Origin of the sequence: Collinsella aerofaciens (assembly GCF_902501475.1) — a bacterium.
Lineage (GTDB): Bacteria > Actinomycetota > Coriobacteriia > Coriobacteriales > Coriobacteriaceae > Collinsella > Collinsella aerofaciens_AL.
This window is the reverse complement of record NZ_CABWIF010000007.1, coordinates 14,262-41,104: the sequence shown is the minus strand read 5'-3', so window position 1 is coordinate 41,104 and position 26,843 is coordinate 14,262. Positions and strand designations below refer to the sequence as shown.

Here is a 26,843-nt window from a genome sequence, read left to right as displayed (position 1 = left end):
TTTAATCTATCCCCCATCACCATGGCTGGGGTCTACGTCGAGATGTCAGGCTGAAGAACGCTCGCCTGCGGCCTTTACGCCTTAAGCGTGAGCACCGCACCGAAGGCGGTCGGGCCGCAATGGCTCGAGATGACGCCGCCGACTTGAGTCCAGGTAACGTCCTTAAAGCCCAGGTCATGCGCATAGACTTCCATGTCATCGCGCAGCTCCTGGGAAAGGCCCACCGAATACGCCAGGCCAATGTGCGAGTAGTCAATCTCGCCCTTCGCAACCATGTGGTCAATGAAGGCGCGGGCGCACTTGAGCATAGAACCGCGGAACTTCTTGGTCGCCACGAACTTACCGCCCGTCACCTCAATGCAGGGCTTAATCTTGAGCAGATGGGCGCCCAGGAACGCGACGTTGGACAAGCGACCGCCCGCCTTAAGGAAGGCAAGGTCCGTAGGAACAAAGCCCAGCAGCACGCGGTCCATGACGGAGTTCGCGAAGGCGAAGATCTCGTCGACGGTGGCATTGGGGTGAGTCTCGATGTATTTGGCGGTCTCGACGACAACGAGCGACTGCCCCACCGAGACAAAGCGCGTGTCCATGGAGTAGACGTAGTCGCGACCCTTGGCGGCGATCTTCGATGATTGATGCGAGCAGGTCGTGGCCTCGGAGTACGCAAGATGCAGAATGGTCGCATCGGGCTGCTCGGCATGGATACGGTCATATACGTGCGCAAAATCTGCCGGCGCACAGCCGCTGGTCTTGGGCATCACACCAAACTCGTTGCAGCGCGAGTAAATCTCAAGCGGATCGATCGAGCCGTCCTCGACGGTCTCGTCACCAATCGTGACATGCATGGGCACGCGCACGATGCCGTAGCGCTCGCAGAGCTCCGGCGTCACATCCGACCCAGACTCGACCACGATTACGTACTTGCCCATTAATATCACGACCCATCTCGACATTGGCTTTTCAATACATGGCACGCACCGCCGCACTGTTGCACAACGGCGTCCAAGCGCCAAAGAGACGCCGCCCCTTGCACACAACAAAGGACAGCGTCTCCCTGGAAAACTCCGTGCTTATCTGAGATTCTACACGGTTTATTAAGGAGTGTTACTTATTCCGCAAACGGTAGCTATACGCGATAAACGGTAGTTGGCCGCGGCAACTGCGACACATTCCGCCCAACAAGTCCAATCGTGCTCCATGCACGGTTAATGAGCGAGGCGGTAGAAATCCATCGACGCCGCACCCTCGGCGTGCAGCGCCATCGCCGGAACCGCCGACGAATAGGTACGGCTCGTAAGTGCCGCCTCACCGCCGTTGGCAAAAATCTCGACCATCGTAGTGTCCGAAAGCACGCGCAGGTCGCGAAGCTCGCCGAGCTCAATCGACCTCTGGTCGCGCCCATAGCCTTCGTCACCCATGTCGAGGGTAAGCATCCCGTCCGCATAGCGCACAAAGACACCCTTGCGAATCTCGAGCTCAACCATCTTGGCGCCCTCACAGGAAACCACGAGATCAAACAGGCGGCCCGGCTCCTCAACGGTTTCACCGCCTGTCGTGCGAACGCAGTCGCCGCGCATCCTCTCAATCTCGTGCGCCGGCTGCTGGCAGAGCTTACCATCGCGCATGCTCAGCTCTCGCGGCACCGTCAACGCGCACTGCCACCCGCGCGCCACCGTCGGGTTTTCCGCCGTCGCATCGGGGCAACCCGACCATCCGATCATCAATCGCCGGCCTGCAGCATCCTCAAAGGACTGCGGAGCATAGAAATCAAAACCGGCATCGACCATCGGGGGCATGCCCTTCCCGACGATTTTAAAGCTCGGCGCCTCCCAATCGGCCTCGATGGGGAACCACACGCACTGATGCGGATTGCGGTAACGCCAACCATCGGCAGGCACACCCTGCGGACAGCAAACGAGAATAAGCTCGCCATCGAGCTCAAACAGATCGGGGCACTCCCACATAAAGCCAAACTTCTCGCCCAACTCAATGCGCGTCGCATAGCTCCAGTCCTCAAGATTGCGCGAGGTATAGACAAGCACGCAGCCACGGTCGTCTTTCGTACGAGCGCCCAGAACCATGTGGTAGATACCGTCGTGTTCAAGGATCTTGGGATCGCGCACGTGCGTACCGATATCGTCGGGGTAATCGACCGGCCCAACAGCTATGCGCTTCTCGCCCAATTCGTCGGGATTCTCGGCAACCATATGAATCTGGTTTTGCTCACGGCCCGTCAACACGTAGTCGTAATCATCACGGTCAAAATGCTTAACGTTGCCGGTATAGAAGTAGTGAATCTTGCCATCACGTACAAAGGCAGAACCAGAATACGCTCCACTCGAATCCAAATCGGAATCGGGGAACAGCACGGGACCGTGATTCTCGTACGTCACAAAATCCTTTGTCGTCAGATGGTTCCAAAGCACTGGACCGCCATGCGCAGCATCGAACGGATCGTATTGATGATAGATGTGATACGTATCACCAATCTGAACCAAACCATTGGGGTCGTTGAGCCAGCCAAGCTCAGGCTCCACATGGAACAAAAGCCTATCGGGGTCGGACGCGATGCGAGCCGCCGTCTCATCCTGTCCGGCACGCCACTGCTCATAGTCCGCGCGTGTCACCTTATTTTTTTGATTAAACATCGCCGTTGACTTTCTCGTCTATGGGAAAGGACGCTCGACTCACACGAGCCGAACGCCCTTCCCCAAATGGACTTATCCGCACATTACGCTGAACGGCTCAACTAGAAGCTAACGTCGAAGCCCGCGCCAGTGCCCTCTTCATCGGTGGTCGGCACGCCCTTTGCCTTGTTGTAGGCAAAGATCAAGACGATCGGCACGATGAAGGCGATGAGATTGCCAGCCACATACCACACGAGCGTCTCGGGCGTGACGATGAGCAGGCCAAGCACGCCGGTCAGACCCTGACCGATGGCGCGCACCTCAAAGAGCTTCACGAAGGCACCACCGCAGCCTGCACCGATACAAGCGCAGATGAACGGGATAATCGAGTAGCGCATGTTTGCAGCAAAGATTGCGGGCTCGGAGATACCGACCAGCGTCGGGATAAAGGACGACATGCAGATGTTGCGCTCTTTGGAATGCTTCTTGTGAATGAGGTACATGCCGATGGCGCCGCCGCCCTGGGCGATGATGGAAACCGACCAGATGGCCTGGATGTAGTTGAAGCCAGTCGTGGCAACGAGGTTTGCCTCGATACCCTGGATGAACTGATGCGTACCGGTAACGACGAGCGGCTGCAGGAATGCGGCAAAGACAAAGGCACCGAAGACGCCCATCCTGTTGTACAGGATATCGATTACGCCGGCGAGGACGTCGCCGATCAGGTTGCCGAGCGGGCCGAACACGGTGAACAGAGCGACGTTAGCAAGAATCAGGGTAACGGTCGGGACAAAGACGAACGAAACGACCTCGGGGATGTACTTCTGGGCAATCTTTTCGACCTTGGCCATAAACCAGGCAGTCAGGATTGCAGGGAACACGCCGCCCTGGAAAGCAACCATGGGAATGGAGAGCGGACCGAAGTTCCAGTACTCAGCACCCGTCGGGTCCATAACGAACGTGTTGCGGTTCATAAGGCTCGGGTGAACCATGACGATACCGACGAGGATGCCCAGAATCGGGTTACCGCCAAAACGCTTCACCGCGCTGTACATAACCAGGACAGGCAGGTAGTCGAACGTGGTGGCGATAATGGCAAAGAAGCTTGCGAGGTTCTTGAGGAACTCGCTGTGATCGGCGAGGCTGCCCTCCATGCCAAAGAGGCCGTTGGCAACGATCAGCGACTTAAGGCCGATGATGATAGCAGCGCCGACGAAAGCGGGAATGATGGGGATAAAGATGTCCGAAAATACCTTGAGGACCGAGAAGAACTTGCCCTTCTTGTCCGCCTCGGCGCCCTTGACCTCGGAAGCGCTGATCTCCTTAACGCCCGTCAGAGCCATAAACTCATCGTAGACCTTGTTGACGGTACCGGTACCGAAGATGATCATGAGCTGGCCGCTGTTGTACAGCACGCCCTTGACGCCATCGATGTTCTCGAGCTCGGCCTTGTTGTACTTGCTCGTATCCTTGAGCACCAGACGCAGACGCGTAACGCAATGCGTGGCGCCCTCGATGTTCTCCAGACCGCCGACGTTATCGACGACTTGCTGAGACGCTACTTTGTAGTCCATGTTCCTCTCCATTCCTTTACGAAATCATAAGACGTTTTGATGCCATTACAGAGACGCGATCGTTGCATTTGCGCACTTGAGCGTACCGTCGGTGACCGTCAGCGCCACACCCTGGCCCTGCTTATTGCAGAAGCGCGCGTTAAGCGCAACATCATCGACAAAGATGGTCGCGATATCGTCGTCAACGACCAGGCGCACATGATGAGTGCCCTCGCCCTTAAAGAACAACGGACGCTCGAGGCCCATGTTGTTGACCTGGAACCACGGATACTGGGGGGCCGCCGTAAACTCGAGCTTGCCCTCACGCAGGTTGGCGCGGAACTCATAGGCAAGACCGGACTCGGCGTCCTCGGCAAGCTTCACCGAGAAGCCGGCAGCGTCACCGGCGAGCTCGATGTCGGCATCGAGCATATAGGTGGAACCGGCATCCGCGGCGAGCACCTGCTCGACCTTGCCCGACTCGCAGGAAAGCTCAAAGGCCTCGACTGCCTTAGCCTCGCCAAAGGCGCCAAGCATGCTGTCGGGGAGCTTGGTGCCGAGCGTTCCGTCAGCACGCTGAACGATCTCGAGAGGCATAAAGGTGCCACCCCACAGGTAAGAGCTGGGGTCACCGCCCTCGTCACGCGTAGGAACCCAACCAAAGAGAACGCGGCGCTCGCCATCAAATGCGGTACGCGCGGCATAGTACGCGCGGCCATCGAAGGAATCGTCCGCAGGAGTGATCCAAGGACCGTTGATAGAGCGAGACATGCGGTAACGGGTCTTGTTGCCATCACTGTACTCGGAGAACACCAGATACCACCAGTCGCCCATCTTAAAGAGATCAGGCATCTCGAACATGGTGTACAGGCCCGGATTCCACCAGTCGCCCTGGAACTCCCAGGTATCCAGGTCCTTGGAGGTGAACTTGACCAGACGACCGGTCATCAGACGCTTGTCCTCGCCCACACGCGTGCCGAGGATGAGCATGTACTCTTCGTTCTCCTCATCCCAAAGCACAAAGGGATCGCGCCAGTTGCGGTCATCGTAACCCTCCTGGGGCGGAAGCAGCGTCTCGGCGATGTTCTTCTCCCACTTGACGGCGTCGTCACTCGTTGCGTGAAGAAGAACCTGCTTCATCAAGCGTGCCTTGACCTTATCGCGATTGCAACCAGTGTAGAGCGCATGGTACTTGTCGCCCACCTTAAACACCGTGCCGGCATAAACATACTGGTCGACTTCCTCGTCGCCGCCACGCTCAAGGCTCTCGCCAAAGTCTTTGTAATTGACGAAGTCCTTGGTTGTCGCGAGTGCCCAGCCAAACGGCTCTCCGAAAGGTCCGGGGTTTCGCGTGTCACGCTGATGATAGAGATAGAACGTGCCGTCCTCGCCGTACGGCATGATGTCGCCTACCCAAATTCCCTCAGGCTGGTAATACACCTTGTGCATCCGAGACTTCCTTTCTCACGAGATACTAACTCGGTACAACTGCAAGATATGTCAATCGTTTTCATATGTCAAACGTTTTCACACCAATACGTCTTTTCGCAGTTCCAGTCGTCGGCAAACGGTTGACATATGCCGGCGAACGGTCATCAGAGGTGTTTGAGGAATTCTTTTGGCACGGGATGAACTACGCGGTTTTACCCTCAATGAGTTCAACGGGGAGCTTGATATTCGATTCGGGCTTTTCGCCGTTAATAAGAGCAATGATGGATTGCGCCGCGAGCTCTCCGATGCGATCGATATCTTGGCGTACGGTTGTTAAGTCAGGCATAAACGTCATAGTGCGGCGGGCACCATCCGCGCCCACGACCTTAATATCGCCCGGAGCGCTCAAGCCGCGCTGCTTCATCACGTTAAGACAGATAGCCGCCATCGTGTCGTCTCCCGCAAAGATGCCGTCAATATCGGGGTTCTCATCGAGGATCTTCGCAACGACCGCGCTCTTTTCGTCGTCGGGCTTAACGAACTCAACCTCACGGACAAGCGCGGGCAAACCGGCCTGCTCAACAACATCGAGGTAGGCATCGGTACGCTTATTGGCAGGCATGCGCATGCGGCTATTGCTGCGCAGGCACAGGATGCGTGAACATCCGTCATCGATCAGGCGACGCGTGGCAAGTTCGCCGATGCTATAGCTGTCGCTCGCAATCTGAACAGAGGCTTCGCCAAGGTCGCAGTCGATACCAACCAGACTCAAACCCATCTCGGCATACGCCTCGGCACCGATATTAAGCGAGTTGACGATGACGCCATCAACCATATTGCGTCGAAGCATGTCGATATAAGAGCGCTCAAGCTCGGGTCGATTGGCGCTATTGCACAGCAGCATCTTAAAACCGTTTTCGGCCAGGGTATGCTCAATGACTTGAACCACTTGGGCATGAAACGGACTGCTGACATAGGGGACGATCATACCGATAAGATTCAGGCGACCGTTGAGCATGGCACGGGCGATATCGTTGGGCGTATAGTTGATGCGCTTCATCGCGGCATGGACCTTATCGCGGGTCTCTTGGCTAATATAGCCGCGATTATTAAGCACGCGAGATACCGTAGTAGGCGAAACCCCCGCCACCGCTGCAACTTCCTTGATGCCAGGCTTAGCCGTATCCTTAGAACGAGCACTCTCGCGAGCCATAGCACCCTCCCCCATCAACATGTCATACGTTTACATACGAACAAAGCATACCCCAACAAGAGCGGGAAGACGGTAACAGTACAAGTAAGTAAACGACTCATCCAAATAATTAGGAGAGTTCCGCCTAAAGGGTGACTCCAAAGGACCCCACATGGCCGGTTTTGGGTTATTTCCCAAAACATCCCGCAGGACGCAAAGAGGCTCCGCCGCGCAACGCGCGCAGCGGAGCCTCTTTGCATGTCCGAGGACGTTTTGGGAAATAACCCAAAACCGGCCCCAGTAATCCTACAGGAGTTGAACCCTTTAGAACTTGTTGTGGAAGGTACGCGCAATGACCTCGTCCTGCTGCTCCTTGGTGAGCGTGTGGAAGTTCACGGCATAGCCGGAAACGCGGATGGTCAGCTGCGGGTACTTCTCGGGGTGAGCCTGAGCGTCGAGCAGCGTCTCACGGTTGAAGACGTTGATGTTCAGGTGGTGGCCACCCTTCTCGGCGTAAGCGTCGAGCATGTGGACCAGGTTATCGGCCTGGGTCTCGGAAACTTCAGAAACCTTCATAATGTGTCTCCTTCGATTAATAGGCGCCGGCCGAAACCGGCGCACTAATCAGTAATCGTTATTGTTAGTATAGCACTAACAATAGTTACTCGCCCAGCTGATCAAGGTCAATATCGCCAAAGAACACCTGGTCCTCCTTGCCGAGCGCACTCGGGATGATGGAGAAGGTGTTGGAGATGCCGTCCTGAGCATCGCGGAACGGGAGCTTGGAAACCGAAGACAGCGAAGCGATGGCGCCGTGGCTATCGCGCTTGTGCATGGGGTTTGCACCCGGGGCGAACGGCTGGCCAGCCTTGCGGCCGTCGGGCGTGGAGCCGGTCTTCTTACCGTAGACGACGTTGGAAGTAATGGTCAGAACCGAGGTCGTGGGCACGGAGTTGCGGTAGGTGTCGTTCATGCGGATGTACTCCATGAACTGGTGCACAACGTCGTGAGCGATCTGGTCGACGCGGTCGTCGTCGTTACCGTACTTGGGGAAATCGCCCTCGGTCTCGAAGTCGACGATGATGCCGTTCTCGTCACGGACGGGGTGGACCTTGGCGTACTTGATGGCGGACAGGGAGTCAGCCACGACGGAAAGGCCAGCGATGCCCGTAGCGAACCAGCGGTGCACGTGCTTGTCGTGCAGAGCCATCTGGATGCGCTCGTAGCAATACTTGTCGTGCATGTAGTGAATGATGTTCAGCGAGTTGACGTACACGCCAGCGAGCCACTTCATCATGTCGTTGTACTTGGCCACAACGTCGTCGTAATCGAGCGTATCGCCCTCGACGGCGCGGTACTTGGGGCCGACCTGCTTCTTGGAGACCTCGTCAACACCGCCGTTGAGTGCATACAGCAGGCACTTAGCCAGGTTGGCGCGAGCGCCGAAGAACTGCATCTCCTTGCCAATGCGCATGGAGGACACGCAGCAGGCGATACCGTAGTCGTCGCCGTGATAGACGCGCATGAGGTCGTCGTTCTCGTACTGGATCGAGGAGCTGGCGACAGAAGTCTTGGCGCAGAACTTCTTGAAGTTCTCGGGCAGACGGGTCGACCACAGAACGGTCATGTTGGGCTCGGGGCTGGTGCCCATGTTCTCGAGCGTGTGCAGGTAGCGGTAGCTCATCTTGGTAACGAGCGTACGGCCGTCAACACCCATGCCGCCGATGGACTCGGTGACCCACTGCGGATCGCCGGTAAACAGGGCCTGGTACTCGGGGGTACGGGCAAACTTGACCATGCGGAGCTTCATGATGAAGTGATCCACGAACTCCTGGATCTGCTCCTCGGTGAAGGTACCGTTGGCAAGGTCGCGCTCAGCGTAGATGTCGATGAACGTAGAGGTACGGCCGATGGACATAGCGGCGCCGTTCTGCTCCTTGACGGCAGCAAGGTAGGCGAAGTACATCCACTGGATGGCCTCCTGCGTGTTGGTGGCAGGGTTGGAAATATCGAAACCATAGGTCTCGGCCATCATCTTGAGCTCGCCGAGGGCGCGGATCTGCTCCTGCAGCTCCTCGCGGTCGCGGATGTTGTCGGCGGTCATGACCGTCGGGGTGGAAGCCTTCTGGGCCTCCTTGTCCTTGATCAGGTAGTCGACGCCGTACAGGGCAACACGACGGTAGTCGCCGATGATACGGCCGCGGCCATAGCCATCGGGCAGACCGGTGATGATGTGAGCCGAGCGGCAAGCACGCATCTCGGGGGTGTAGACATCGAAGACGCCAGCGTTGTGGGTCTTACGCTCGAAGGTATAGCGCTCGACAACGTTCTCGTCGACCTTATAGCCGTGCTGGCTGGCAGCCTGGCAAGCGATGCGGATACCGCCGTTGACGTGCAGCGCGCGCTTGAGCGGCTTGTCGGTCTGGAGGCCGACGATGGTCTCCTTCTCGCGGTGGGCGTTATCGATGTAGCCAGCGGGGTGGCTCACGATACCCGTAACGGTCTTGGTGTCCATATCGAGGACACCGCCCTGCTCGCGCTCCTTAAGCAGCAGGTCGAGAACCTCGCCCCACAGCTCCTTGGTACGCTCGGTCGGGCCGGCGAGGAACGACTCGTCGCCCTCGTAGGGGGTGTAGTTCTTCTGGATGAAGTCTCGGACGTCAACCTCTCCCGTCCAAATGCCTTCCTTGAAGCCTTCCCATGCCTCCTGCATTGTGTAACCACGCTCCTAGTTACGTGTAATGCGGCGCTCTCTCACACCGCTGCTTATTGAATTCTTGAATTTTCGGCTTGCACTACCGGCTTCTTCCGTTCTTCACCACACGTTGGTGCAGGGAAAACGTTTGTCCACCTTGGAACTACAACCCAAAACCCAAGATTTCACCCGTCTGAGAAGGATAACATAGCGACCCTCTCCATCTGGGCTGTTATATGTTTCTTTTTTTATATCATAAGGGCGTTTTTTACAAATCCGCAGGAAACGCGAGCGCGAACAACTACCGTTCACCGATTTGTATGTTATTTTTCCTTGCCTTTGTACGACGTTCGCTCTAGCTGTTATGCCAGCTTTAGCAGGGTAAAGTGTCCCAAAGACCCTACAGAAACTGCAGGGCGGCCACGGGATCCCCCGTGGCCGCCCTGTGGCGTAGCTAGTTTTTAGCTTTGATTACCGTTTGGCATTAGGCAGCTGCGGAGGCCTTGTCGGTCGTTGCCTTGCTATCGCCGTTGCCCTGGCCCTCAAAATGCTTGTAGCACCAGCTGGTGACCAGCGGGGTCAAAATAGCCGTCACGATTGCGCAGGCAGCAACCTGTGCCGTAGCCGTCGCGAGCACGGCGCCGCCGTACATGGCCCCGTTGACGCTTGCCATGGCAGCAGGCGTGGCCACATTGGCTCCGGCGCAGCTCGAAATGGCCGCACCTGCGACACCCGTACCGCCCGTGAGCTTATCGACCGCGATAACGGGAATTGCAAAGACTACCGAGCAAATCACGCCAAGCACGATGCCGGGAAGACCGCCATTGATAAGCTGGCCGAAGGTCATGGTCGAGCCCATGGCAAAGAAGACGAGCACGATGATGGCGGAAAGTGCCGGTGCCATCATCTTCTTAAAGCTCGGGAAGAGGTTGCCCAGAATAATGCCGACGACGATCGGCAGGATGGCGCCCACGAGCGACCAGCCGATCGGAGCCTGACCGGCAGCGCCGAGCACGATCATCGTGACCGGAGGGCCGACAACCAGCGTGGTGATGGCGACGGCGCCACGCTCGGCCTCATTGCCCATGGTGCCCATCAGACCGGCGTACATAGCGTTGTTGGCGCCGGTGCAAGCCGCCAGCATCACCATGGCAGAGATGCCAAACAGGTTGTCGTTGAACACATAAAGGATGAGCAGCGACACGGCAACGACCACGATTTGCTTGACGGCGATGATGATGGCACCGCGGGCAGCGGCGGCAGGAGCACTCTTAAACGAAATCGTCGTACCGACGATAAGCAAAAAAGCGCCCACGAGCGGGCCTGCACCCTGCTGGGTCATGCCAAGCGTAAAGCTGCCGAGCGTTTTGAACAGGTCAGGGAACAGCGTGTTGAGCAGGCAGCCCAACAAAAGCGGCACCAAAATATTGGCACCCGGGATGGAGGACATCTTAAAGAACGGCTCCTTTGCCGCCGGCGCCTCCACCGCAGTCGATTCACTCATATATATCTCCTTTGGATGCATGCGAATCGTAGCCGCACGCGCCTATGTCAGAAAGAAGGCGACGGTCCCGAGTCGCAGGAGCCGTCGCCGAATAATCATCGCGGGGTATTACCCGTCCAGGACGATGCCGCCGTCGCAGTCACCGATCTCGCCGTTCACGAAGCTGGCGAGGTCGGAAGCGAAGAACAGCACCATCTGCGCAGGCTCGCTGGCCTGGGCAGCGCGGCCCAGAGGAATACCGTTGATGATGCGCTGAGAGTTCTCGTCAGAGAGAATCGAGGTCATATCGGTCAACGTGAGCGACGGGCACACGGCGTTGCAGCGAACGCCAAACTTGCCGCCCTCCTTGGCGACCGCCTTGGTAAGGCCGTTGACACCGGCCTTGGAGCTCGCGTAGGCAGCGGTGCCAAGCAGGCCGCCGCCGATCTTGCCAGCAACGGAACTCACGTTGACGATAGTGCCGGCATGCGCCGCCTTAAAGTGCGGGTACACGGCGTTCATCATAGTGAAGGTACCGTTGAGGTTGATATCGATAGTGCGGCGCCACTCGGTGTCATCGATCTCGTCGAACTTCTTGGTGCTGATGACGCCAGCGCAGTTGATCAGGATGTTGGTTTGCGGCAGGTCCGTAAAAATCTGCTCGACGGTCTCGCGCGCCTTGAGCGCATCGGCAACATCGAGCTGATAGAACTTGTTGCCCTCGCCAAGCTCGGCCACAGCGGCCTCGCCCTTAGCAGCGTTCCTTGCGATGAGCGCGACGTGTCCGCCGCCCGCAACGATACCCTTGGCGATCTCGAGGCCAATGCCCTGAGTGCCACCGGTAACGATCGCGGTTTTACCCGTGAAGTCAAATGCCATGACTCCATCCCCCTTTATGTAAGGTGTCTCCTTGCGGGAAGTTGGAGCATCGCACGTGGCGATTATATGAGTCCCAGTCGTCATGGTGGTGACAACCCCTCGCCTAACCGCGGGCATAATAGTTCTTTGAAACGCTTTAGCAATTGAATGATTTTAAGTCTTAATGAGCTCTTAATATTGCCTACTGTATGAGTCCCGCGTATGGGGGTATCATCTTCCACCGAAAATAGTTTCTAGTGTTAGGGGTTTTCGGTGGAAGATACCGATTTCCATGAGCTTGGGCGTCAGCTCTTTACCGAGTTTGGCAGCATGCACCAGCGCGTTTCGCGCTTTGCCGACCAGGCTCTGGGTGGCGAGATGGCCGTCATGCGCGCCCTCATGCGCGCCGGCGGCTCGCTCACGCCGAGCGAACTCGCTGATCGCGCCTGGGTCTCGAGCGCCCGCATCGCCAATATCCTGCGCGCCCTCGAGGCCAAGGGCTGGGTCGAGCGCGAGCACTCAAAGACCGACCGTCGTCGCGTACACGTCACGGTGACCGACAAAGGATTCCAGGTTATCGAAATCAAACGTCGGGAATTCGAGGACCGCACCGCGGCCTTCCTCGAGCAGCTTGGCGAAACAGATACCCAAGAGATGGTGCGCCTTCTTAGACGTGCCAACGAAATTATCGACCGCAATCAAGAAAGGAGAGATGCCGAGTGAGGATTCTCAAGCTCTTTAAAAAACATATCCTGGCACTGTTCGCAGCTATCGTACTTATCGTAATCAGCTGCAACGCCGATCTGGCGCTGCCTACCTATATGAGCGACATCGTCGACGTGGGTGTGCAGCAAGGCGGCATCGCGTCGCCCGTACCCGACACCATCCGCGCCGAATCGCTCGACGACCTCGAACTCTTTATGAGCGCCAAGGACGCCAAGGCTGTGGAGGCCGTGTTTAGCAAGGCTGACAAAAACGACATTCGAACGTACGAGGGCACCGAGGAAGAGCGTGCCGATGGAGGCAAGATTGCCGACATTATGAGCCTGCCCGAGACTGTTGTCCTTTCGCTCAACCAGGGCATCGACGCCAACTCCATGGGCGACATGATGGGCTCGTCCAGCGAGAAAGACGACAACGCTGCCCAGGCCATGCCCACCCCCGAGCAAATGGCAGCGATGACGCCCGAGCAGCTCGCCGAGATGCAGCAGAAGGCCGCGGCGGCGCAGAACATGCAAAAGCAGATTGATGCCGACGGCGGTAAGATCACTATGAAGAGCCTGCGTCTGGGCGTTGAAGGCGGCCTAATCGACCAGGACAAGCTCGTCGAGGGCGCCAACCAAATGGCGGACAAAATGGGCTCCATGTCGGGCTCCATCGTCACCCAGCGCGCCGTGAGCTATGTACAGGACGAGTACAAGGCACAGGGCATCGACCCCGCCGACGTGCAGAACGCCTACCTGAGCCGCATGGCGACCACGATGTTCGGCCTGTGTCTGGTGTCGCTCGTCGCCACCATCCTGACCGGTGCCGTGGCTTCGCGCACCGCCTGCTCCATCGCCCGCGACCTGCGCCGCGAGACCTTCAACAAGGTTATGCACTTCTCGCCGGCCGAGGTGGGCAAGTTTAGCCAGGCCTCGCTCATCACCCGCTGCACCAACGACATTCAGCAGATCCAGATGGCCGCAACCCTGTTTATCCGCATGTGTCTGATGGCCCCCGTCATGGGCATCGTCGCCGTCATGCGCGTCCTGGCCAACCATACCGGCCTGGAGTGGACCATCGCCGTTGCCATCATCGCGGTCTCGGCCGTCGTCGGCGTGCTTATGGGCCTCACCATGCCCAAGTTCAAAAAGATGCAAAGCTTTGTTGACCGCGTGAACCTTACCGCCCGCGAGCTGCTCGACGGCCTTATGCCCATCCGCTCGTTCAACCGCGAGGAACATGAGCTCGAGCGCTTTGACAAGGCTTCGCTCGACCTAATGACCACGCAGCTCTACACCAACCGCGCCATGAGCTTTATGATGCCGCTCATGATGCTCGTCATGAACTGCATCACCGTGCTTATCGTCTGGTTTGGCGCGCAGGGCGTGTCCGACGGCGTGATGCAGGTCGGCAACATGATGGCGTTTATCTCCTACACCATGCAGATCGTCATGGCGTTTATGATCCTCACCATGGTTTCGGTCATCCTGCCCCGTGCCGAGGTCGCAGCCGAGCGCGTGGAAGAGGTCATCACTTGCCCCACGAGCATCAACGACCCCGTCTCGCCCAAACTGCCCGCGGCCAGCGCGCCGCGCGGCGAGCTCACCTTCCGCGACGTGAGCTTCCAGTATCCCGATGCCCGCGCCGACGTCATCAGCGGCGTGAACTTCACCACGCATGCCGGCCAGATGCTCGGCATCATTGGCTCCACGGGTTCGGGCAAGTCTACGCTCGTGCAGCTCATCCCACGCCTGTACGACGTCACGGGCGGCAGCATTTCACTCGACGGCATCGATGTGCGCGACATGACCCTTTCCGAGCTTCGCCGCCGCATTGGTTACATCCCGCAGCAGGGGCGTCTGTTCTCGGGCACCGTCGAGAGCAACCTCAAGTTTGCCGGCGACATGGTGAGCGATGATGACATGCGCCAGGCCGCGCGCATCGCACAGGCCGAGGACTTTATCGCCGAGCGTGAGGGCGGTTACGACTCCCCCATCAGCCAGGGCGGCTCCAATGTTTCGGGTGGTCAGCGCCAGCGTCTGGCCATCGCCCGTGCATTGGCCAAAAAGCCCGAGGTCGTGGTGTTCGATGACTCGTTTAGCGCCCTCGACTACAAGACCGACGCGCGCCTGCGCGAGGAGCTGGCCAAAAACGTTACCGACGCCGCACTCGTGGTCGTGGCCCAGCGCATCGCGACCATCATGCACGCCGACCAGATCATCGTGCTCGACGACGGCCACGTAGTGGGCGCCGGCACGCACGAGGAGCTGCTGCGCAGCTGCCCGGCGTACCTGGAGATCGCACAGTCGCAGCTTTCCGCCGAGGAGCTGGGGCTTACCCAAGAAGAAATTGCAGCCGTCATGGAAGAAGGCGAGCGCTAATGGCAGACGAGACCAAGACTCAGATTCCCAAGCCCACCCGCCAGCGTGGTCCCATGGGCCGCATGGGTGGCATGCGCCGTGGCGAAAAGGCCAAGGACTTTAAGGGCACCATGAGGCAGCTGCTCGGCTATATCGGCCAGCACAAGATTGCCGTGTTTGCCGCCGTCGCCTTTGCAGTGTGCTCGGTCATCTTTAACATTGTGGGGCCCAAGGTGCTCGGCCAGGTTACCACCAAACTGTTCGAGGGCCTGGTTGCCAAGGTCAACGGTACCGGCGATGTCGACTTTGCCTGGATCGCCAAGACGCTCGGCTTTTTGCTCTGTCTGTATCTGGCGAGCTCTGCCTGCAGCCTCATCCAGGGCTGGCTCATGACCGGCGTCACGCAAAAGATCTGCTACCGCATGCGCAAGGAGATCGCCGCCAAGATCGCCGTCGTACCGATGAGCTACTTCAACGGCCACAGCAAGGGCGACGTGCTCAGCCGCATCACCAACGACGTCGATACGCTCGGCCAGTCGCTCAACCAGAGCGTGACGCAGCTCATCACGTCGGTCACGCAGATTATCGGCGTGCTCATCATGATGCTCTCGATCAGCCTGCCGCTCACCGGCGTCACCGTGCTCACGCTGCCGGCAGCCGCGATTATCCTGACCGTGATGATTCACTTCTCGCAGCCGTACTTCCGAGAGCAGCAGCAAGTCCTGGGCGCCGTCAACGGCATTATCGAGGAGGACTTTGCCGGCCAGAATGTCATTCAGGTGTTCGACCGCGCCGAGGCCTCAATCGAGGAGTTCGACCGTCAAAACGACCGCCTGTTTATTAGTGGCTGGCGTTCGCAGTTCCTGTCGGGCCTGATGATGCCGCTTATGAGTCTGGTGGGCAACATGGGTTACGTGGGCGTTGTCGTAGTGGGCGCACAGCTCGCACTGACCGGCAATGCCACGCCCGGCGACATCCAGAGCTTTATCCAGTACGTGCGCAACTTTACGCAGCCGGTGCAGCAGCTGGGCAACGTGAGCAACACGATGCAGTCGATGGCAGCTGCCACCGAGCGTGTGTTTGAGTTCCTGGCCGCGCCCGAAGAGGAGCAGAAGGCCGACGCGCAGATTCCCGAGAAGCGCCCCGGCCACGTGGAGTTTGACCATGTCAAGTTTGGCTACACGCCCGACAAGACCATCATCCACGACTTTAGCTGCGAGGCGCAGCCCGGCCAGACCATCGCCATCGTCGGCCCCACCGGCGCCGGCAAGACCACGCTCATTAAGCTGCTGCAGCGCTTCTACGATGTGGACGGCGGTTCGCTGCGCGTCGAGGGCGTCGACGTGCGCGACTGGGACCGCGCGGCGCTGCGCGGCGAGTTTGCCATGGTGCTGCAGGACACCTGGCTGTTTAACGGTACCATCCGCGAGAACATCCGTTACGGACGCCCCGATGCGAGCGATGCCGAGGTCGAAGCCGCTGCACGTGCCGCACGCTGCGATCACTTTATCCATACGCTCGCCGGCGGCTACGACTTTATGATCAACGAGGAGGGCACCAACCTGTCGCAGGGTCAGCGCCAACTCGTGACCATTGCCCGCGCCATTTTGGCCGACCGCCCGGCGCTGATTTTGGACGAGGCGACCTCCAACGTCGACACTCGTACCGAGGAGCTTATTCAGCGTGCCATGGATGCACTGATGCAGGGCCGTACCAGCTTTGTCATCGCGCACCGCCTGTCCACGATCCGCAACGCCGACGTGATCCTAGTAATCCGCGACGGAGATATCGTCGAGAAGGGCACGCACGACGAGTTGCTCGCCCAGGGCGGCTTCTACGCCGATCTGTACAACTCGCAGTTCGACGAGGCGGCGTAAATTCTGCCGCAGTGAACGAATAACGCCCGAGAACGGGGGCGCAGGACAACCTGCGCCCCCGTTTTTGTTCCACGGCCCTCGAACCGCCTCCCCTGGGACCTGATTGACGGCGCTTTCCAGACCCCGTGGGCAAAAAAGGACAAATATGAGTACTGTCACCTTTTTAGTAACAGCCAAAACCGCCTCAAACGACCTCTTTGCGGCCTCTATACGCCTTCAAATTAATCAAAACGCCCGTTAGCAGGCTTCCGTCTGCCAACGTTAATGAACATATTTATCACTTTGTCTATTATCTCGCTAGACGGATATGTTACTAGGTGAGCAACAGTACTCATATTTGGCATTTTTTGCCCACAGGGTGTTTCCCGGGGAACCGACAACAGCCTTAGGGCCCCACGTGGCACCACTCCCTCCCGGCGAGCGCCAACGTTTACCCAGATAAAACCTGCCAAAATAAACCTGTCCCTTTTTGGCAGGTTTCGGGGTGACAAGGGCTTGCGCTTTAGCGTGCGACAGCGGATAATGCCGAACACTCAACAATACGCTTATTGCTCTTTCTATAGATTGAGGAGGCCCCTATGGCCATGGAATTCAAACGCAGGCTGCCGATCCCCATGGAGATCCGCGAGGAAATGCCGCTTTCTGCCGAGCTTACCGCCAAAAAGCAGGCATTTGACGCCGAGGTCGCCAAAGTCTTTACCGGCGAGGACGCACGCAAGGTGCTCATCATCGGCCCGTGCTCTGCCGACCGCGAGGATTCGGTGCTTGAGTACATGAACCGACTGGCCAAGACCGCCGAGGAGGTCAAGGACAAGCTCATCATCATTCCGCGCGTCTACACCAACAAGCCGCGCACCAAGGGCACCGGTTACAAGGGTCTTCTGCACAACCCCAACCCCGAGGCTCCCGACGACCTGCTCGAGGGCGTCAAGGCCATCCGCCATATGCACCTGCGCGTTATTGAAGAAACGGGCTTCTTTACCGCCGATGAGATGCTCTACCCGTCCAACTACCAGTACCTCGTTGACCTGCTGAGCTATGTTGCCGTGGGCGCACGCTCGGTCGAAAACCAGGAGCATCGCCTGGTGTCGAGCGGCATTTCGGTGCCCGTCGGCATGAAGAATCCCACTGCCGGCTCTACCACCGTTATGCTCAACTCCATTTACGCCGCGCAGGCGCACCAGAGCTTCATCTTCCGCAACTGGGAGGTCGAGTGCGACGGCAATCCGCTCGCGCACGCCGTTATGCGTGGCTACATCGGTCTCGACGGTCGCACCTACCCCAACTACCACTACGAGCACCTCGAGCGCCTGGCCGAGCGCTATACCGAACACGCCGGCTATGCCAATCCGGCGGCGGTCATCGACTGCAACCACGACAACTCGGGTAAGCGTCCGCTGGAGCAGTATCGCATTTGCAAGGAAGTGCTCGACAGCTGCCGCCGCAACGAGTCCATCTCCAAGCTGGTCAAGGGCTTTATGATCGAGTCTTACCTGGAGGACGGCAACCAGCCGGTCGACGGCGGCGTCTTTGGCAAGTCCATCACCGACCCGTGCCTGGGCTGGGAAAAGACCGACTACCTCATCCACGAGATCGCAGAGCGCATTTAGAGTTACGGCGTTTTACCAAACGCCGTAACGGCTCGACGCTGCAAGCCCGCCAGAGCGGCAATCTGCCTTTCAGCTTCGGCGGCATGACCAGAAGGTCAATGCCGCCTCGCTTCAAGGCACCTTGCTCGCTCTGGCGGGCTTTCGCTGACTTTTGCTCTACCTGCGGTGTTGGCGGGGTAGCTAATTTAGGATGGGGCTCTTTTAACTACCCGCAAAGTAGTCATTGGGGACGTTCTTAAATAACTAGTCGTTTAAGAACGTCCCCAGCGACTACAAGCTCTCCAACCGCGAGGCCGAGGTTTTGCGTCTGGTTGTACTGGGCAAATCGAACCAAGAGATCGCTGACGAGCTATTCCTTGCCGTGGGCACCGTCAAGACCCACATCCTCAACATCCTGGTCAAAACTGAGCAGCAAAACCGCACGACGCTCATCCTCCACTTCTGAAAGCGCTAACCTGCCAAAAAGAGACAGGTTTATTTTGGCAAGTTTTATCTGGGCAAACGCCAACCGCCGCGGGGAAGTTGTCTCCCTTCGCGGCGGTTTTTGGTTCATGATTTCATTCGCCTCAATCTGTAACGCGTAGAGGACAAATCGCCGTCTTACTGTTACAGATCGAGACGAGTTATAGAGTGCGCGTCGAATAGTCTCAATCTGTAACAGGTAGAGACGTTTTTGCCAGCCAGGTGTTACAGATTGAGATGAACGAAGGGGCAGCAGCGTTAAACAAGTCCGCCGCAAAGTAATTCGGAGAGATCCGATCCTAGAGTTATCTACCAGGTACGATATGTGCACTGATATTTTGTCTCAAACCCGGGCATCCCGTTGCCGCGCGGGCTTAACGCTGCACCCGTATAGAGAATCGTTTGCCCCGTACGAGAATACGAAGTTTTAAAAGACAGCCTCTTGTATGTCTGATCGAAGCAATCAATATTCTCGCTCGGGTGGTTTGCAGTGGAGAACGATTTGTAGGTGTCCAAGACATCCGCCGTCACAAGACGACAAGGTGCAACAGAACCTGCATCTGGTTGCGCCGACGCATAAGTGGGAATTACGGCCATCGACAGAGCGAACATAATACATGCGCACATTGCCTTCACATAGTTCTTCGCTACATTTCGCTTCATGGTCATCTTCCTTTCCTAGTTTTTGTTATCGTTCGTCTTGAAAAGTTGCGCGTACACATTACCGATCCATTTCGAATCACCTCCCATTTCTCGGGTAACGACACGAGAGCCATCTCGTGTGAACAATACGGAAGCATCGCAAAGCGATTCGAGATTTCCGATTAGATGAGAAGAGATAATGACATGCGCCCCCCTACCCGCATCGTCTCTAAGAGCATTCGAAACGATTGCGACGTGTCTCACATCAAGTGCATTCATGGGCTCATCCAAAAGGACGACTTCGCAATAGGACATATACGCCATCGCCACATTGAGTAATTGTCTATTTCCATCAGACAGCCTAGATACGGGCGTATTCTTCAACCCAGTCAAGTCAAAGCGATCAAGCACTTGGTCCAAAGTGCGAGGTGAATGCCAAATTCGCCTGCATCGGTCGAGATGGAAAGCGACTGTCATGTATGGAATCAATAGAGACGGCCCATTCGGAACCAAGAAGAATTCCTTTCTCATTTCCTCACAGTCGACACATGCTTTTGCATGAAAACAGAGAGAACCTGACACGCGCACTGATGGCCCAGCGTCTCCCCAAAGAGCATTAAGTAACGTAGTCTTGCCATATCCATTTGGCGCGACAAGACCCCATATCTGGCCAGCGGGCATATCAAACTGCAATCCCTTTGCCAGCTGGTTTTTTCCAACCGTCAACACATCCAACGACAGAGAGAGCAAGCTTTTCTCGCCCAAACTATCCGGACTAATATGGTTCCAGGCCCAGCGATTCTTGCTTTTTAGGCGCGAAAACGAGATGATTCCCAACGCACAGACAACAAGCGTGCCCATTACGGCAAAGAAACAGTGCAGCGCACTGGCTTCAGGAACGAGTGATACCTCAGCTCCATTGGCGTAAGAAGCGCCGCCGAGTGCAAGCGAAGAGACAGAATAGCTCGGCACCATATACGGCAGCAACGCATGCCATGGAGCATCTTTGCTCGCATAAAACGGAAGCTGGCTTATGCCCCCCACAAGAGCGACCACCATGGACGAAATGGCCCTGTTTCTGCTTCCTGCGTATACGCACACGCCCAAACAAGCAAACATCATAGACAACGCAACCTCAAAGACAGCAAATAGCCCAAGCTGAACTAACACAGTTCTTTCGACCACGTCACCATACTGAATGAATACGACTGGGTACTCCGTCTGACCGGCACCGTTAAGCACCGTTGCCAATACAAAACAGGGAGCCAACGCCAGAACCAAAACCGTCATCGATGCAATGCCAGAGACGAGAACGCGGCATGCATTCATCTCTAACTTTGACAACAAAGCCCGATCGTAGAACCGCTTTCCATCCCCCTCAAGCGACATATAGAGGACGAGAACCGGAACTAAAAGCCACGCTATTGCAGGAACAGCGCCGCAATAATATGCAAGAAGAATCATCCCAGGCATTTTTGTTGTTGAGCCGTACGATTCCGGATGGGGCAGCATTGCTATGGCTCGGGGAAGACGCTCTTGGGCCTCAAGCGATAGCTCCGAATCAACGCCATTCAAATAACCGAGTCGGTATTCCTTGAGCAATAGATTGTCATAATCGGCAATCGCATCGTAATACCCTCTGGAGTCTGTCTTACTTTTAAGCGCTCTATCAAGACACGCCCTTTCGTCGGCAATGATACTGTTAAGCTCCTGTGGGGCAGTGTCATAAACGCCGTCAGAGACTTGAGAGACCAACAATGCCCTCTGCTCCTTGATGGAACCTCTGCCATATAGATAATCTGCTCCCGTTGGAACGGATAGAAAAACCGGGATGCAGAATACGAGCGCGAGCAGCGCCGTCAGCAACATAATTCCCCGGTTTCGCGCAAGAACTTCTAAATTAAGTCGTACATATGCGAGGCAATCACAAGTCTTCACGGCAAGCACCTCCGGTTCGCAACGTACGGATCGTCGGACCCGTTGTCCGGAAGTATCGCCTTCATCGTCTGAACTGTCTGTAGACGTATGGGATGGACTTGTGACCTTGTTTGTCTACAGGCTTCTACCTACCATTTTCTAAAACATCAGCTATAAGACAAAATACCTTATCTCTAAGTTCACGCTCCGAGTGAACTCCAAGCAAGGCATAGCTCTTGCTCTTAGCCTCTTTGACGGTTCCCCGAGCAACGTTAAGATGTGCGCAAATCTCGGTGGATCCACTGCCATCAAGAACGCATGCCATGATGTCAGCATAAAGTGGCGTAAAGCCAAGCTTCAAGAAAACCTCGCGTGCGGCATCGCGTCGATTACCCGCCGGGACTGCATCTTTCGCACGCAAGGATAGCAGCGAATAAGTCAGAAGGATAAGTACGACAAGGAACGCGGTCACGCGTAAAGCAGGCAAAAGGCCGTCAACGGCCTCACCGCTCCCAACGGACTCAAAGAAAATGTACAGTCGACTTACCACATCGTGAACCCAGAACGTTGCCCCAGCACCCACAGACACCGAAGAAAGAGTAAGTTCGGGCGAAAGGCACAAATGCATTTCAGACATCCACCGTATAGCCGCATGGCAACACAGGGCCAAAAGCACTATAGCTATCGACAGGATTATCACATCATGCTCAAAGCCGAAGCATATGAGGATTTCCTCGATGCCCATTCCAGACGCATACATAAACAGGAAGCAGGCGAAGACTATCCTGCAGCTCCGATTGGACGATAAGGACCTCAGTGATTCTGAACGGTGATCATGGCCTTTTGTTGCGTCGAAATGCCACGTATCCTTTGACAAAAGAAGTCCAGCTGTCGCCTCTGAAATGCTTTTATATCCGGTTTTAGTCAAGGCCCGCGACAAATAGGTACGGGCGGTAGACGGGGAAATATCCAAGGCAGAAGCAATCTCCTCGTACGTTTTTCCCTCTATCCTCATAGAGAAAACCGCGGACTCCCTTTGAGAAAAACCCAAAGTCGCAGGGATATCGGCAACTGCAGAGCGTTTTCCTCCTAATTTGGCATCCGCAGAAAAAGCGCTCGTTAAGTCGGGTAAGGATCGCATTATGGCCCTGACAAGGATGCTGCCCAAGACAGTCACCAGAAGCAGTGCGATCTCTTGATGCCCACCAAAGCTCAGGAGCACAGCACCGATGTTTATATTGCGCGAAAACAAACAATCCAAATCAAGAACAACGGCAGCATTACCAAACGCAAGAGGTTCGACGAGCGAGGCAGCAACCCCCATCTCGGCGTTAACGGAAAGGAAAGAACCGACGGACTCCATCAACGGGGCGAGAAGAAACTGAAGGCCAACAAGCAAAGCAATCAAGAGTACAACGGGGCTGTAAAGGGCGAGCTCAGGATACCCATGGAGAACAGGGCCATCGACTACATGTTTCCCCGTTGATCCCGCACGCATGTTTGCGAATTCACCGCCAAGCGCCCAAGAACAGCAAGCGACAAGCAAGGGGGCTAGCAACAACAAAATGAACGCGAGCGCCGAAACCACACCATGAAATTGATGAAACACATTAAGAGATACCGTGAACATCGCAAGAAGTGCAATATCTACGAGCATAAGTCCAAAAAGCCGTTTGGAAATACCCGGTCTCACGGGGCGAGAGATGAGACCCACACAGAAGCCCGAAAGCAGATGCAGGCCGATAAGAACGGTGCCAGAAAGGCCCGCATAAATACTTGGCGCCATACAATACAGACCAGCCGCCCCTATAAACAACATAAATGAATGCCAGAGGAACGAGCGATTCACGTTTTGTAGATTAGCCGCCTCGATTGCCATAAATTCAAAGCTCCTAGATAGCATTTTGGCTATTTTAACATCGTCCCCAGCGTTAAAAAACTGTTACCCGAATTAATCAATATGCCCCCTCCGCTAAAAGGCACCACGCTCATCCTCCACTTCTGGGAGCGCTAACCTGCCAAAAAGGAACAGGTTTATTTTGGCAGGTTTTATCTGGGCAAACGTCCAAACCGCCGTAAGGGAGTTGCCTTCCCTCGTGGCGGTCTTCTAGCAGAAAAACCAAGTGAGTAGGCTTTTTGCAGGAGGCCAAGCACGCCCCAAAACGCCACAGTTCTGACCTGCGGTTTTATCGATCATTTGTCGCGATGTGCTCGGCAGGTTCAAAAAAGTCTACTCACTTGCATCCGAGACACCCCCAGATAGGCAAAAACCGCCGCGAAAGGGCCCCTGGTCCCTTCGCGGCGGTCATACGCCTCTGATTTTGCGACGATTTTGCCCGCTTGTTATTCGCTGTAGCGGGTGGCTATGGCAGCTCGCACCATGCCGGTGCTCATGAGATAGGTCACCAGGAAGTAGCCACCGTATGCTGCCAGGAAGATTGCACAGGTGAGGCTCACGGTGCCGCCGATGCTCATATTTCCGAAAATGCTCACCAGCTCGATGATCACCTTAAGTGCCACAAAGGAGTGCGCCAGGCCCACTGCCAGCGGGAACAGGAAGAATACCGCTTGCTGCGCCATCACCGAATGGCGAATCTGGCGGTCGTCGCAGCCGATCTGTGCCAGCACACGATAGCTGCGGCTGCCGTCGGCCACGTTGGAGAGTTGCTGGATCGACAGAATCGCCGCGCATGCAACGACCAATACAAAGCCGATGTAGATGGCTAGGTAGCTAATAAGACCGTTCATTTGCGCTGCCTGCGTGTACATCTCGGAGCGTGTGATGAAGGTTCCCCACGACCCCGGCTCCTTGCCGTCAACGAGCAGATTGTCGAGCACAGTGTATTTAATGCTCTCGTCTGCCTCGGTCGTATCCATCCCCTGTTTGTAGTTAACGAGCAGGCTACTGGAATACGGCTGCAGATTAAGTTGGGACAACAGCTCGTCGGCAACGACGACGGTACCCGGATTACTGCCCATCGCCGAATTGGCGATGGCCGCCGTATCTTCGTCCGACTTATCGGTTGCGGGCTTGAGCTCATGCCCGCCCAAGGTGAGGGCATGGCCGCCAGCCATATACTTGGTGTACAGGTCGACCAGCTCGCCGCCCATATCACACGCGAGCAGATACTGGTCGTGACCGATATGCACCGGCTCCTCGCCCATCATCTGACGCAGTTTGTTGTACTGACTCGCCGGCGTCACAAACAGACCCATCGCATCGGCATTGCTACCCCCGAACGCCTTGGGAAGCTTTTCGCCCATGATCTTGCACATCTCACTTGGGGTCACCGAAGGATCCGAACCGCCAAACGGGTAACTCAGATACGAATCGATCTGCACATGCTCACCGGCAACATCGGCGATATTGACCTTCTTGGCGGTCTCGTCGTTGTTGTCCGCCGACTTGCCCTTAATACCGTCTGCAACGTTATCGTGATCGATACGATCGCCGTGCCATGCGGAGTACAAATCGACCGTACTATCGGCCAGCACCATGCGATCGGCCTCAGACGGATTGACATACTCTTTGTAGTAGTCGAGCGTTTCGGGCGTGTAATAGACATACGTCTGAGACACATCAACAGGGTTATAGCGCTCCAGGTTTTCGTTCATCACGTTGGCAATCGACATACCGCACGTCACAGAAGTGATGGCCAAAAACAGGAGCATCGCGATGACGCCCATCGAAAAGCACACCGTGTTGACCTTGGCCGCAAGCTGGCGCACGGTAAACATGTTGAGGCCGCGCCAATACACGCCGCGCAGGCTCTGCAGCAGCTTGATGAGCATGCCCGAGAGTCCCCAGAACAGGGCAAAGGTGCCCACGGTAACCATAGCGGTCGTAATACCAAACTGGGTCATGGCCTCTTGCAGCTTGCTGTCCGTCGCGGTTAGCGGGAACCCATCACGTAGCAGACGGTAATAGGCCACGTCCACAAGCACCACGCCCACGGCAAAGATGGCAATCGCGATCCAGGGGTTGCGTGTCTTGATGCTCTCGTTGCGACGCTCGGCACCCATAAGCTCGATGAGTTTGGTACGACGCACGGCGCGAAGGTTCAGCAGTAGCGTGAGCACAAACATTACGAGCATGCAGACAAGGGTCAGATTGAACGCATGCACCGAGAAAAAGAAGTGGAAATTGGCGATCTGTGTCTTAAAGAGCGAGGCCGTAAAGAACGTCATGAGCTGGGAGAGTCCCACACCCAGCACAATGCCGGCGACAAAGGCCACGACCGATACTATCACGGTCTCGAGCGCCATGATCGTGGCGACGCGCCCGCGCCCCATGCCGAGCACCTGGTACAGGCCAAACTCCTTCTTGCGGCGTTTCATGATGAAGTTATTGGCATACACCATCAAAAAGGCCATGACACCGGCCAAAAAGTACGTCAGGTCGCCGAGCATGCTGCCCATAACCTGCGCCAAGCCCTTTTCATCGATGCCGGCGATGTCGACCTGCATCGAGATGGTGTTAAAGGCATAGAAGACCGTGACGCCCAGGGTGAGCGTCAAAAGGTAGACGAGGTAGTCGCGGCCGGCGCGGCGGACGTTGCCCCAAGCGAGTTTACAGAGCATCGGAGCCCTCACCGCCCATCATGGCAACGACCTCCATAATGCGGTCGAAAAACTCTCGGCGGTCGGTGTCGCCGCGGCGCAGCTCGGTGAAGATCTTGCCGTCGCGGATAAACAGCACACGGCTCGTGTAGCTGGCGGCAAAGCTGTCGTGCGTGACCATGAGCACGGTGGCGCGTAGGCGGCGGTTAAGGGCCTCCAGGCTCTCGAGCAGCAGGCGAGCGCTCTTGGAATCGAGAGCGCCGGTGGGCTCGTCGGCCATGATCATGGTGGGGTCGGTGACAAGCGCGCGAGCCGCGGCAACGCGCTGCTGCTGACCGCCGGACATCTGGTAGGGATACTTGTCGAGCACCTGGCTGATGGACAGGCGCGCTGCCACATCCTGCACGCGGGTCGAGATCTCTGCCGAGTTTGTGCGGGCGATGGTGAGCGGCAGGGCGATGTTCTCGCGTGCCGTGAGCGTATCGAGCAGGTTGGAGTCCTGGAAGATAAAGCCGAGCTCCTCGCGGCGGAACTGCGAGAGTTTGGCCTGCTTCATGCGCGTAACGTCCTGCCCGTTGATGCGGATGGTGCCGCTCGTGGCGCTATCGATGGTCGAGACGCAGTTGAGCAACGTCGACTTGCCCGAGCCCGAGGCGCCCATGATGCCGACGAATTCGCCACGGTTGACGGTAAAGCTGACGTCGTTGAGCGCACGGGTCACGTTGCCCAGCGCTCCATATACCTTTTCGAGATGCGCGACCTCCAGTACCGGGGTCGCCATGTGCGTGGTTTGCATACCGAGTCCTTTCTTGCGATTAGTCTACGGCATCTATAGTCGCAAGAAGACGAGTCGGCTACCATCGATATGGCT

18 protein-coding genes and 1 pseudogene are annotated in these 26,843 nt (G+C 56.7%); 5 read left to right on the top strand and 14 right to left on the bottom strand.

The genetic code is table 11. The annotated features are described in order from the left end of the window. Window positions 1-74 precede the first annotated feature (74 nt). The 9 genes from GDJ93_RS02230 to GDJ93_RS02190 form a co-directional block, all read right to left on the bottom strand. Entirely contained in the window at window positions 75-929 is an 855-nt protein-coding gene (locus tag GDJ93_RS02230) for a DegV family protein (protein WP_226812423.1), read from the bottom strand. A 276-nt stretch (window positions 930-1,205) separates the two neighbouring features. Beyond that, entirely contained in the window at window positions 1,206-2,648 is a 1,443-nt protein-coding gene (locus GDJ93_RS02225; protein ID WP_152067594.1) for a glycoside hydrolase family 32 protein, read from the bottom strand. 101 nt (window positions 2,649-2,749) lie between these two features. Next, window positions 2,750-4,201 carry a PTS transporter subunit EIIC gene (locus GDJ93_RS02220; protein ID WP_152067593.1) on the bottom strand — a complete coding sequence of 484 codons (1,452 nt, stop codon included), beginning with the start codon at window positions 4,199-4,201 and terminating at the stop codon, window positions 2,750-2,752. 45 nt (window positions 4,202-4,246) lie between these two features. Next, window positions 4,247-5,629, bottom strand: a complete 1,383-nt coding sequence (locus GDJ93_RS02215; RefSeq protein WP_117743236.1) for a family 43 glycosylhydrolase — start codon at window positions 5,627-5,629, stop codon at window positions 4,247-4,249. 184 nt (window positions 5,630-5,813) lie between these two features. Next, window positions 5,814-6,824: a LacI family DNA-binding transcriptional regulator gene (locus tag GDJ93_RS02210; RefSeq protein ID WP_225093894.1), complete on the bottom strand. Its 1,011-nt coding sequence runs from the start codon at window positions 6,822-6,824 to the stop codon at window positions 5,814-5,816. A gap of 303 nt (window positions 6,825-7,127) precedes the next feature. After that, on the bottom strand, window positions 7,128-7,379 hold the full coding sequence (grcA3, locus tag GDJ93_RS02205) for an autonomous glycyl radical cofactor GrcA3 (protein WP_117746636.1): 252 nt from the start codon (window positions 7,377-7,379) through the stop codon (window positions 7,128-7,130). Window positions 7,380-7,464: 85 nt separating this feature from the next. Then, a complete protein-coding gene (pflB, locus tag GDJ93_RS02200) occupies window positions 7,465-9,516 on the bottom strand; it encodes a formate C-acetyltransferase (RefSeq protein ID WP_022093918.1) in 2,052 nt (683 codons plus the stop codon). Window positions 9,517-9,982: 466 nt separating this feature from the next. Then, the gene (locus GDJ93_RS02195; RefSeq protein WP_226812422.1) at window positions 9,983-11,002 is read right to left on the bottom strand and encodes a 2-keto-3-deoxygluconate permease; all 1,020 of its coding nucleotides are present in this window, start codon (window positions 11,000-11,002) and stop codon (window positions 9,983-9,985) included. Between the two features lie 108 nt (window positions 11,003-11,110). Next, window positions 11,111-11,860 (bottom strand): SDR family NAD(P)-dependent oxidoreductase, encoded by a 750-nt coding sequence (locus GDJ93_RS02190; protein WP_152067591.1) that lies wholly within the window; start codon window positions 11,858-11,860, stop codon window positions 11,111-11,113. 252 nt (window positions 11,861-12,112) lie between these two features. Here GDJ93_RS02190 and GDJ93_RS02185 point away from each other — a divergent pair, with 252 nt between their 5' ends. From GDJ93_RS02185 to GDJ93_RS02165, 5 genes and pseudogenes are all read left to right on the top strand, one after another. Beyond that, on the top strand, window positions 12,113-12,562 hold the full coding sequence (locus GDJ93_RS02185; protein WP_050766108.1) for a MarR family winged helix-turn-helix transcriptional regulator: 450 nt from the start codon (window positions 12,113-12,115) through the stop codon (window positions 12,560-12,562). Then, the gene (locus GDJ93_RS02180; RefSeq protein ID WP_152067590.1) at window positions 12,559-14,925 is read left to right on the top strand and encodes an ABC transporter ATP-binding protein; all 2,367 of its coding nucleotides are present in this window, start codon (window positions 12,559-12,561) and stop codon (window positions 14,923-14,925) included. The genes GDJ93_RS02185 and GDJ93_RS02180 overlap by 4 nt, the downstream gene beginning before the upstream one ends. Further along, on the top strand, window positions 14,925-16,781 hold the full coding sequence (locus GDJ93_RS02175) for an ABC transporter ATP-binding protein (protein ID WP_152067589.1): 1,857 nt from the start codon (window positions 14,925-14,927) through the stop codon (window positions 16,779-16,781). The genes GDJ93_RS02180 and GDJ93_RS02175 overlap by 1 nt, the downstream gene beginning before the upstream one ends. Window positions 16,782-17,359: 578 nt before the next feature. Continuing rightward, window positions 17,360-18,391, top strand: coding sequence for a 3-deoxy-7-phosphoheptulonate synthase (locus tag GDJ93_RS02170; RefSeq protein ID WP_006234851.1), 1,032 nt, complete (start codon window positions 17,360-17,362; stop codon window positions 18,389-18,391). A gap of 286 nt (window positions 18,392-18,677) precedes the next feature. Further along, window positions 18,678-18,836: pseudogene (locus GDJ93_RS02165) on the top strand (LuxR C-terminal-related transcriptional regulator); the annotation flags it as partial. 326 nt (window positions 18,837-19,162) lie between these two features. Here GDJ93_RS02165 and GDJ93_RS02160 read toward each other — a convergent pair. From GDJ93_RS02160 to GDJ93_RS02140, 5 genes are all read right to left on the bottom strand, one after another. Further along, entirely contained in the window at window positions 19,163-19,516 is a 354-nt protein-coding gene (locus GDJ93_RS02160; protein ID WP_152067587.1) for a hypothetical protein, read from the bottom strand. A 15-nt stretch (window positions 19,517-19,531) separates the two neighbouring features. Then, entirely contained in the window at window positions 19,532-21,433 is a 1,902-nt protein-coding gene (locus tag GDJ93_RS02155; RefSeq protein ID WP_152067586.1) for an ATP-binding cassette domain-containing protein, read from the bottom strand. A gap of 124 nt (window positions 21,434-21,557) precedes the next feature. Further along, window positions 21,558-23,291 (bottom strand): LuxR C-terminal-related transcriptional regulator, encoded by a 1,734-nt coding sequence (locus tag GDJ93_RS02150; protein WP_226812421.1) that lies wholly within the window; start codon window positions 23,289-23,291, stop codon window positions 21,558-21,560. Window positions 23,292-23,755: 464 nt separating this feature from the next. Further along, window positions 23,756-25,993, bottom strand: coding sequence for an FtsX-like permease family protein (locus GDJ93_RS02145; protein ID WP_152067585.1), 2,238 nt, complete (start codon window positions 25,991-25,993; stop codon window positions 23,756-23,758). Continuing rightward, complete coding sequence (locus tag GDJ93_RS02140) at window positions 25,983-26,768, bottom strand: ABC transporter ATP-binding protein (protein ID WP_006234847.1); 786 nt, start codon at window positions 26,766-26,768, stop codon at window positions 25,983-25,985. Before GDJ93_RS02140 ends, GDJ93_RS02145 begins: the two co-directional genes overlap by 11 nt. Window positions 26,769-26,843: the final 75 nt, after the last annotated feature.

Excerpts from the sequence above, each read along its gene's own strand:
- GDJ93_RS02230 (WP_226812423.1), bottom strand. The coding sequence starts at position 929 with ATGGGCAAGTACGTAATCGTGGTCGAGTCTGGGTCGGATGTGACGCCG.
- GDJ93_RS02225 (WP_152067594.1), bottom strand. The coding sequence starts at position 2,648 with ATGTTTAATCAAAAAAATAAGGTGACACGCGCGGACTATGAGCAGTGG.
- GDJ93_RS02220 (WP_152067593.1), bottom strand. The coding sequence starts at position 4,201 with ATGGACTACAAAGTAGCGTCTCAGCAAGTCGTCGATAACGTCGGCGGT.
- GDJ93_RS02215 (WP_117743236.1), bottom strand. The coding sequence starts at position 5,629 with ATGCACAAGGTGTATTACCAGCCTGAGGGAATTTGGGTAGGCGACATC.
- GDJ93_RS02210 (WP_225093894.1), bottom strand. The coding sequence starts at position 6,824 with ATGGCTCGCGAGAGTGCTCGTTCTAAGGATACGGCTAAGCCTGGCATC.
- grcA3 (WP_117746636.1), bottom strand. The coding sequence starts at position 7,379 with ATGAAGGTTTCTGAAGTTTCCGAGACCCAGGCCGATAACCTGGTCCAC.
- pflB (WP_022093918.1), bottom strand. The coding sequence starts at position 9,516 with ATGCAGGAGGCATGGGAAGGCTTCAAGGAAGGCATTTGGACGGGAGAG.
- GDJ93_RS02195 (WP_226812422.1), bottom strand. The coding sequence starts at position 11,002 with ATGAGTGAATCGACTGCGGTGGAGGCGCCGGCGGCAAAGGAGCCGTTC.
- GDJ93_RS02190 (WP_152067591.1), bottom strand. The coding sequence starts at position 11,860 with ATGGCATTTGACTTCACGGGTAAAACCGCGATCGTTACCGGTGGCACT.
- GDJ93_RS02175 (WP_152067589.1), top strand. The coding sequence starts at position 14,925 with ATGGCAGACGAGACCAAGACTCAGATTCCCAAGCCCACCCGCCAGCGT.
- GDJ93_RS02170 (WP_006234851.1), top strand. The coding sequence starts at position 17,360 with ATGGCCATGGAATTCAAACGCAGGCTGCCGATCCCCATGGAGATCCGC.
- GDJ93_RS02160 (WP_152067587.1), bottom strand. The coding sequence starts at position 19,516 with ATGAAGCGAAATGTAGCGAAGAACTATGTGAAGGCAATGTGCGCATGT.
- GDJ93_RS02150 (WP_226812421.1), bottom strand. The coding sequence starts at position 23,291 with ATGGCAATCGAGGCGGCTAATCTACAAAACGTGAATCGCTCGTTCCTC.
- GDJ93_RS02145 (WP_152067585.1), bottom strand. The coding sequence starts at position 25,993 with ATGCTCTGTAAACTCGCTTGGGGCAACGTCCGCCGCGCCGGCCGCGAC.
- GDJ93_RS02140 (WP_006234847.1), bottom strand. The coding sequence starts at position 26,768 with ATGCAAACCACGCACATGGCGACCCCGGTACTGGAGGTCGCGCATCTC.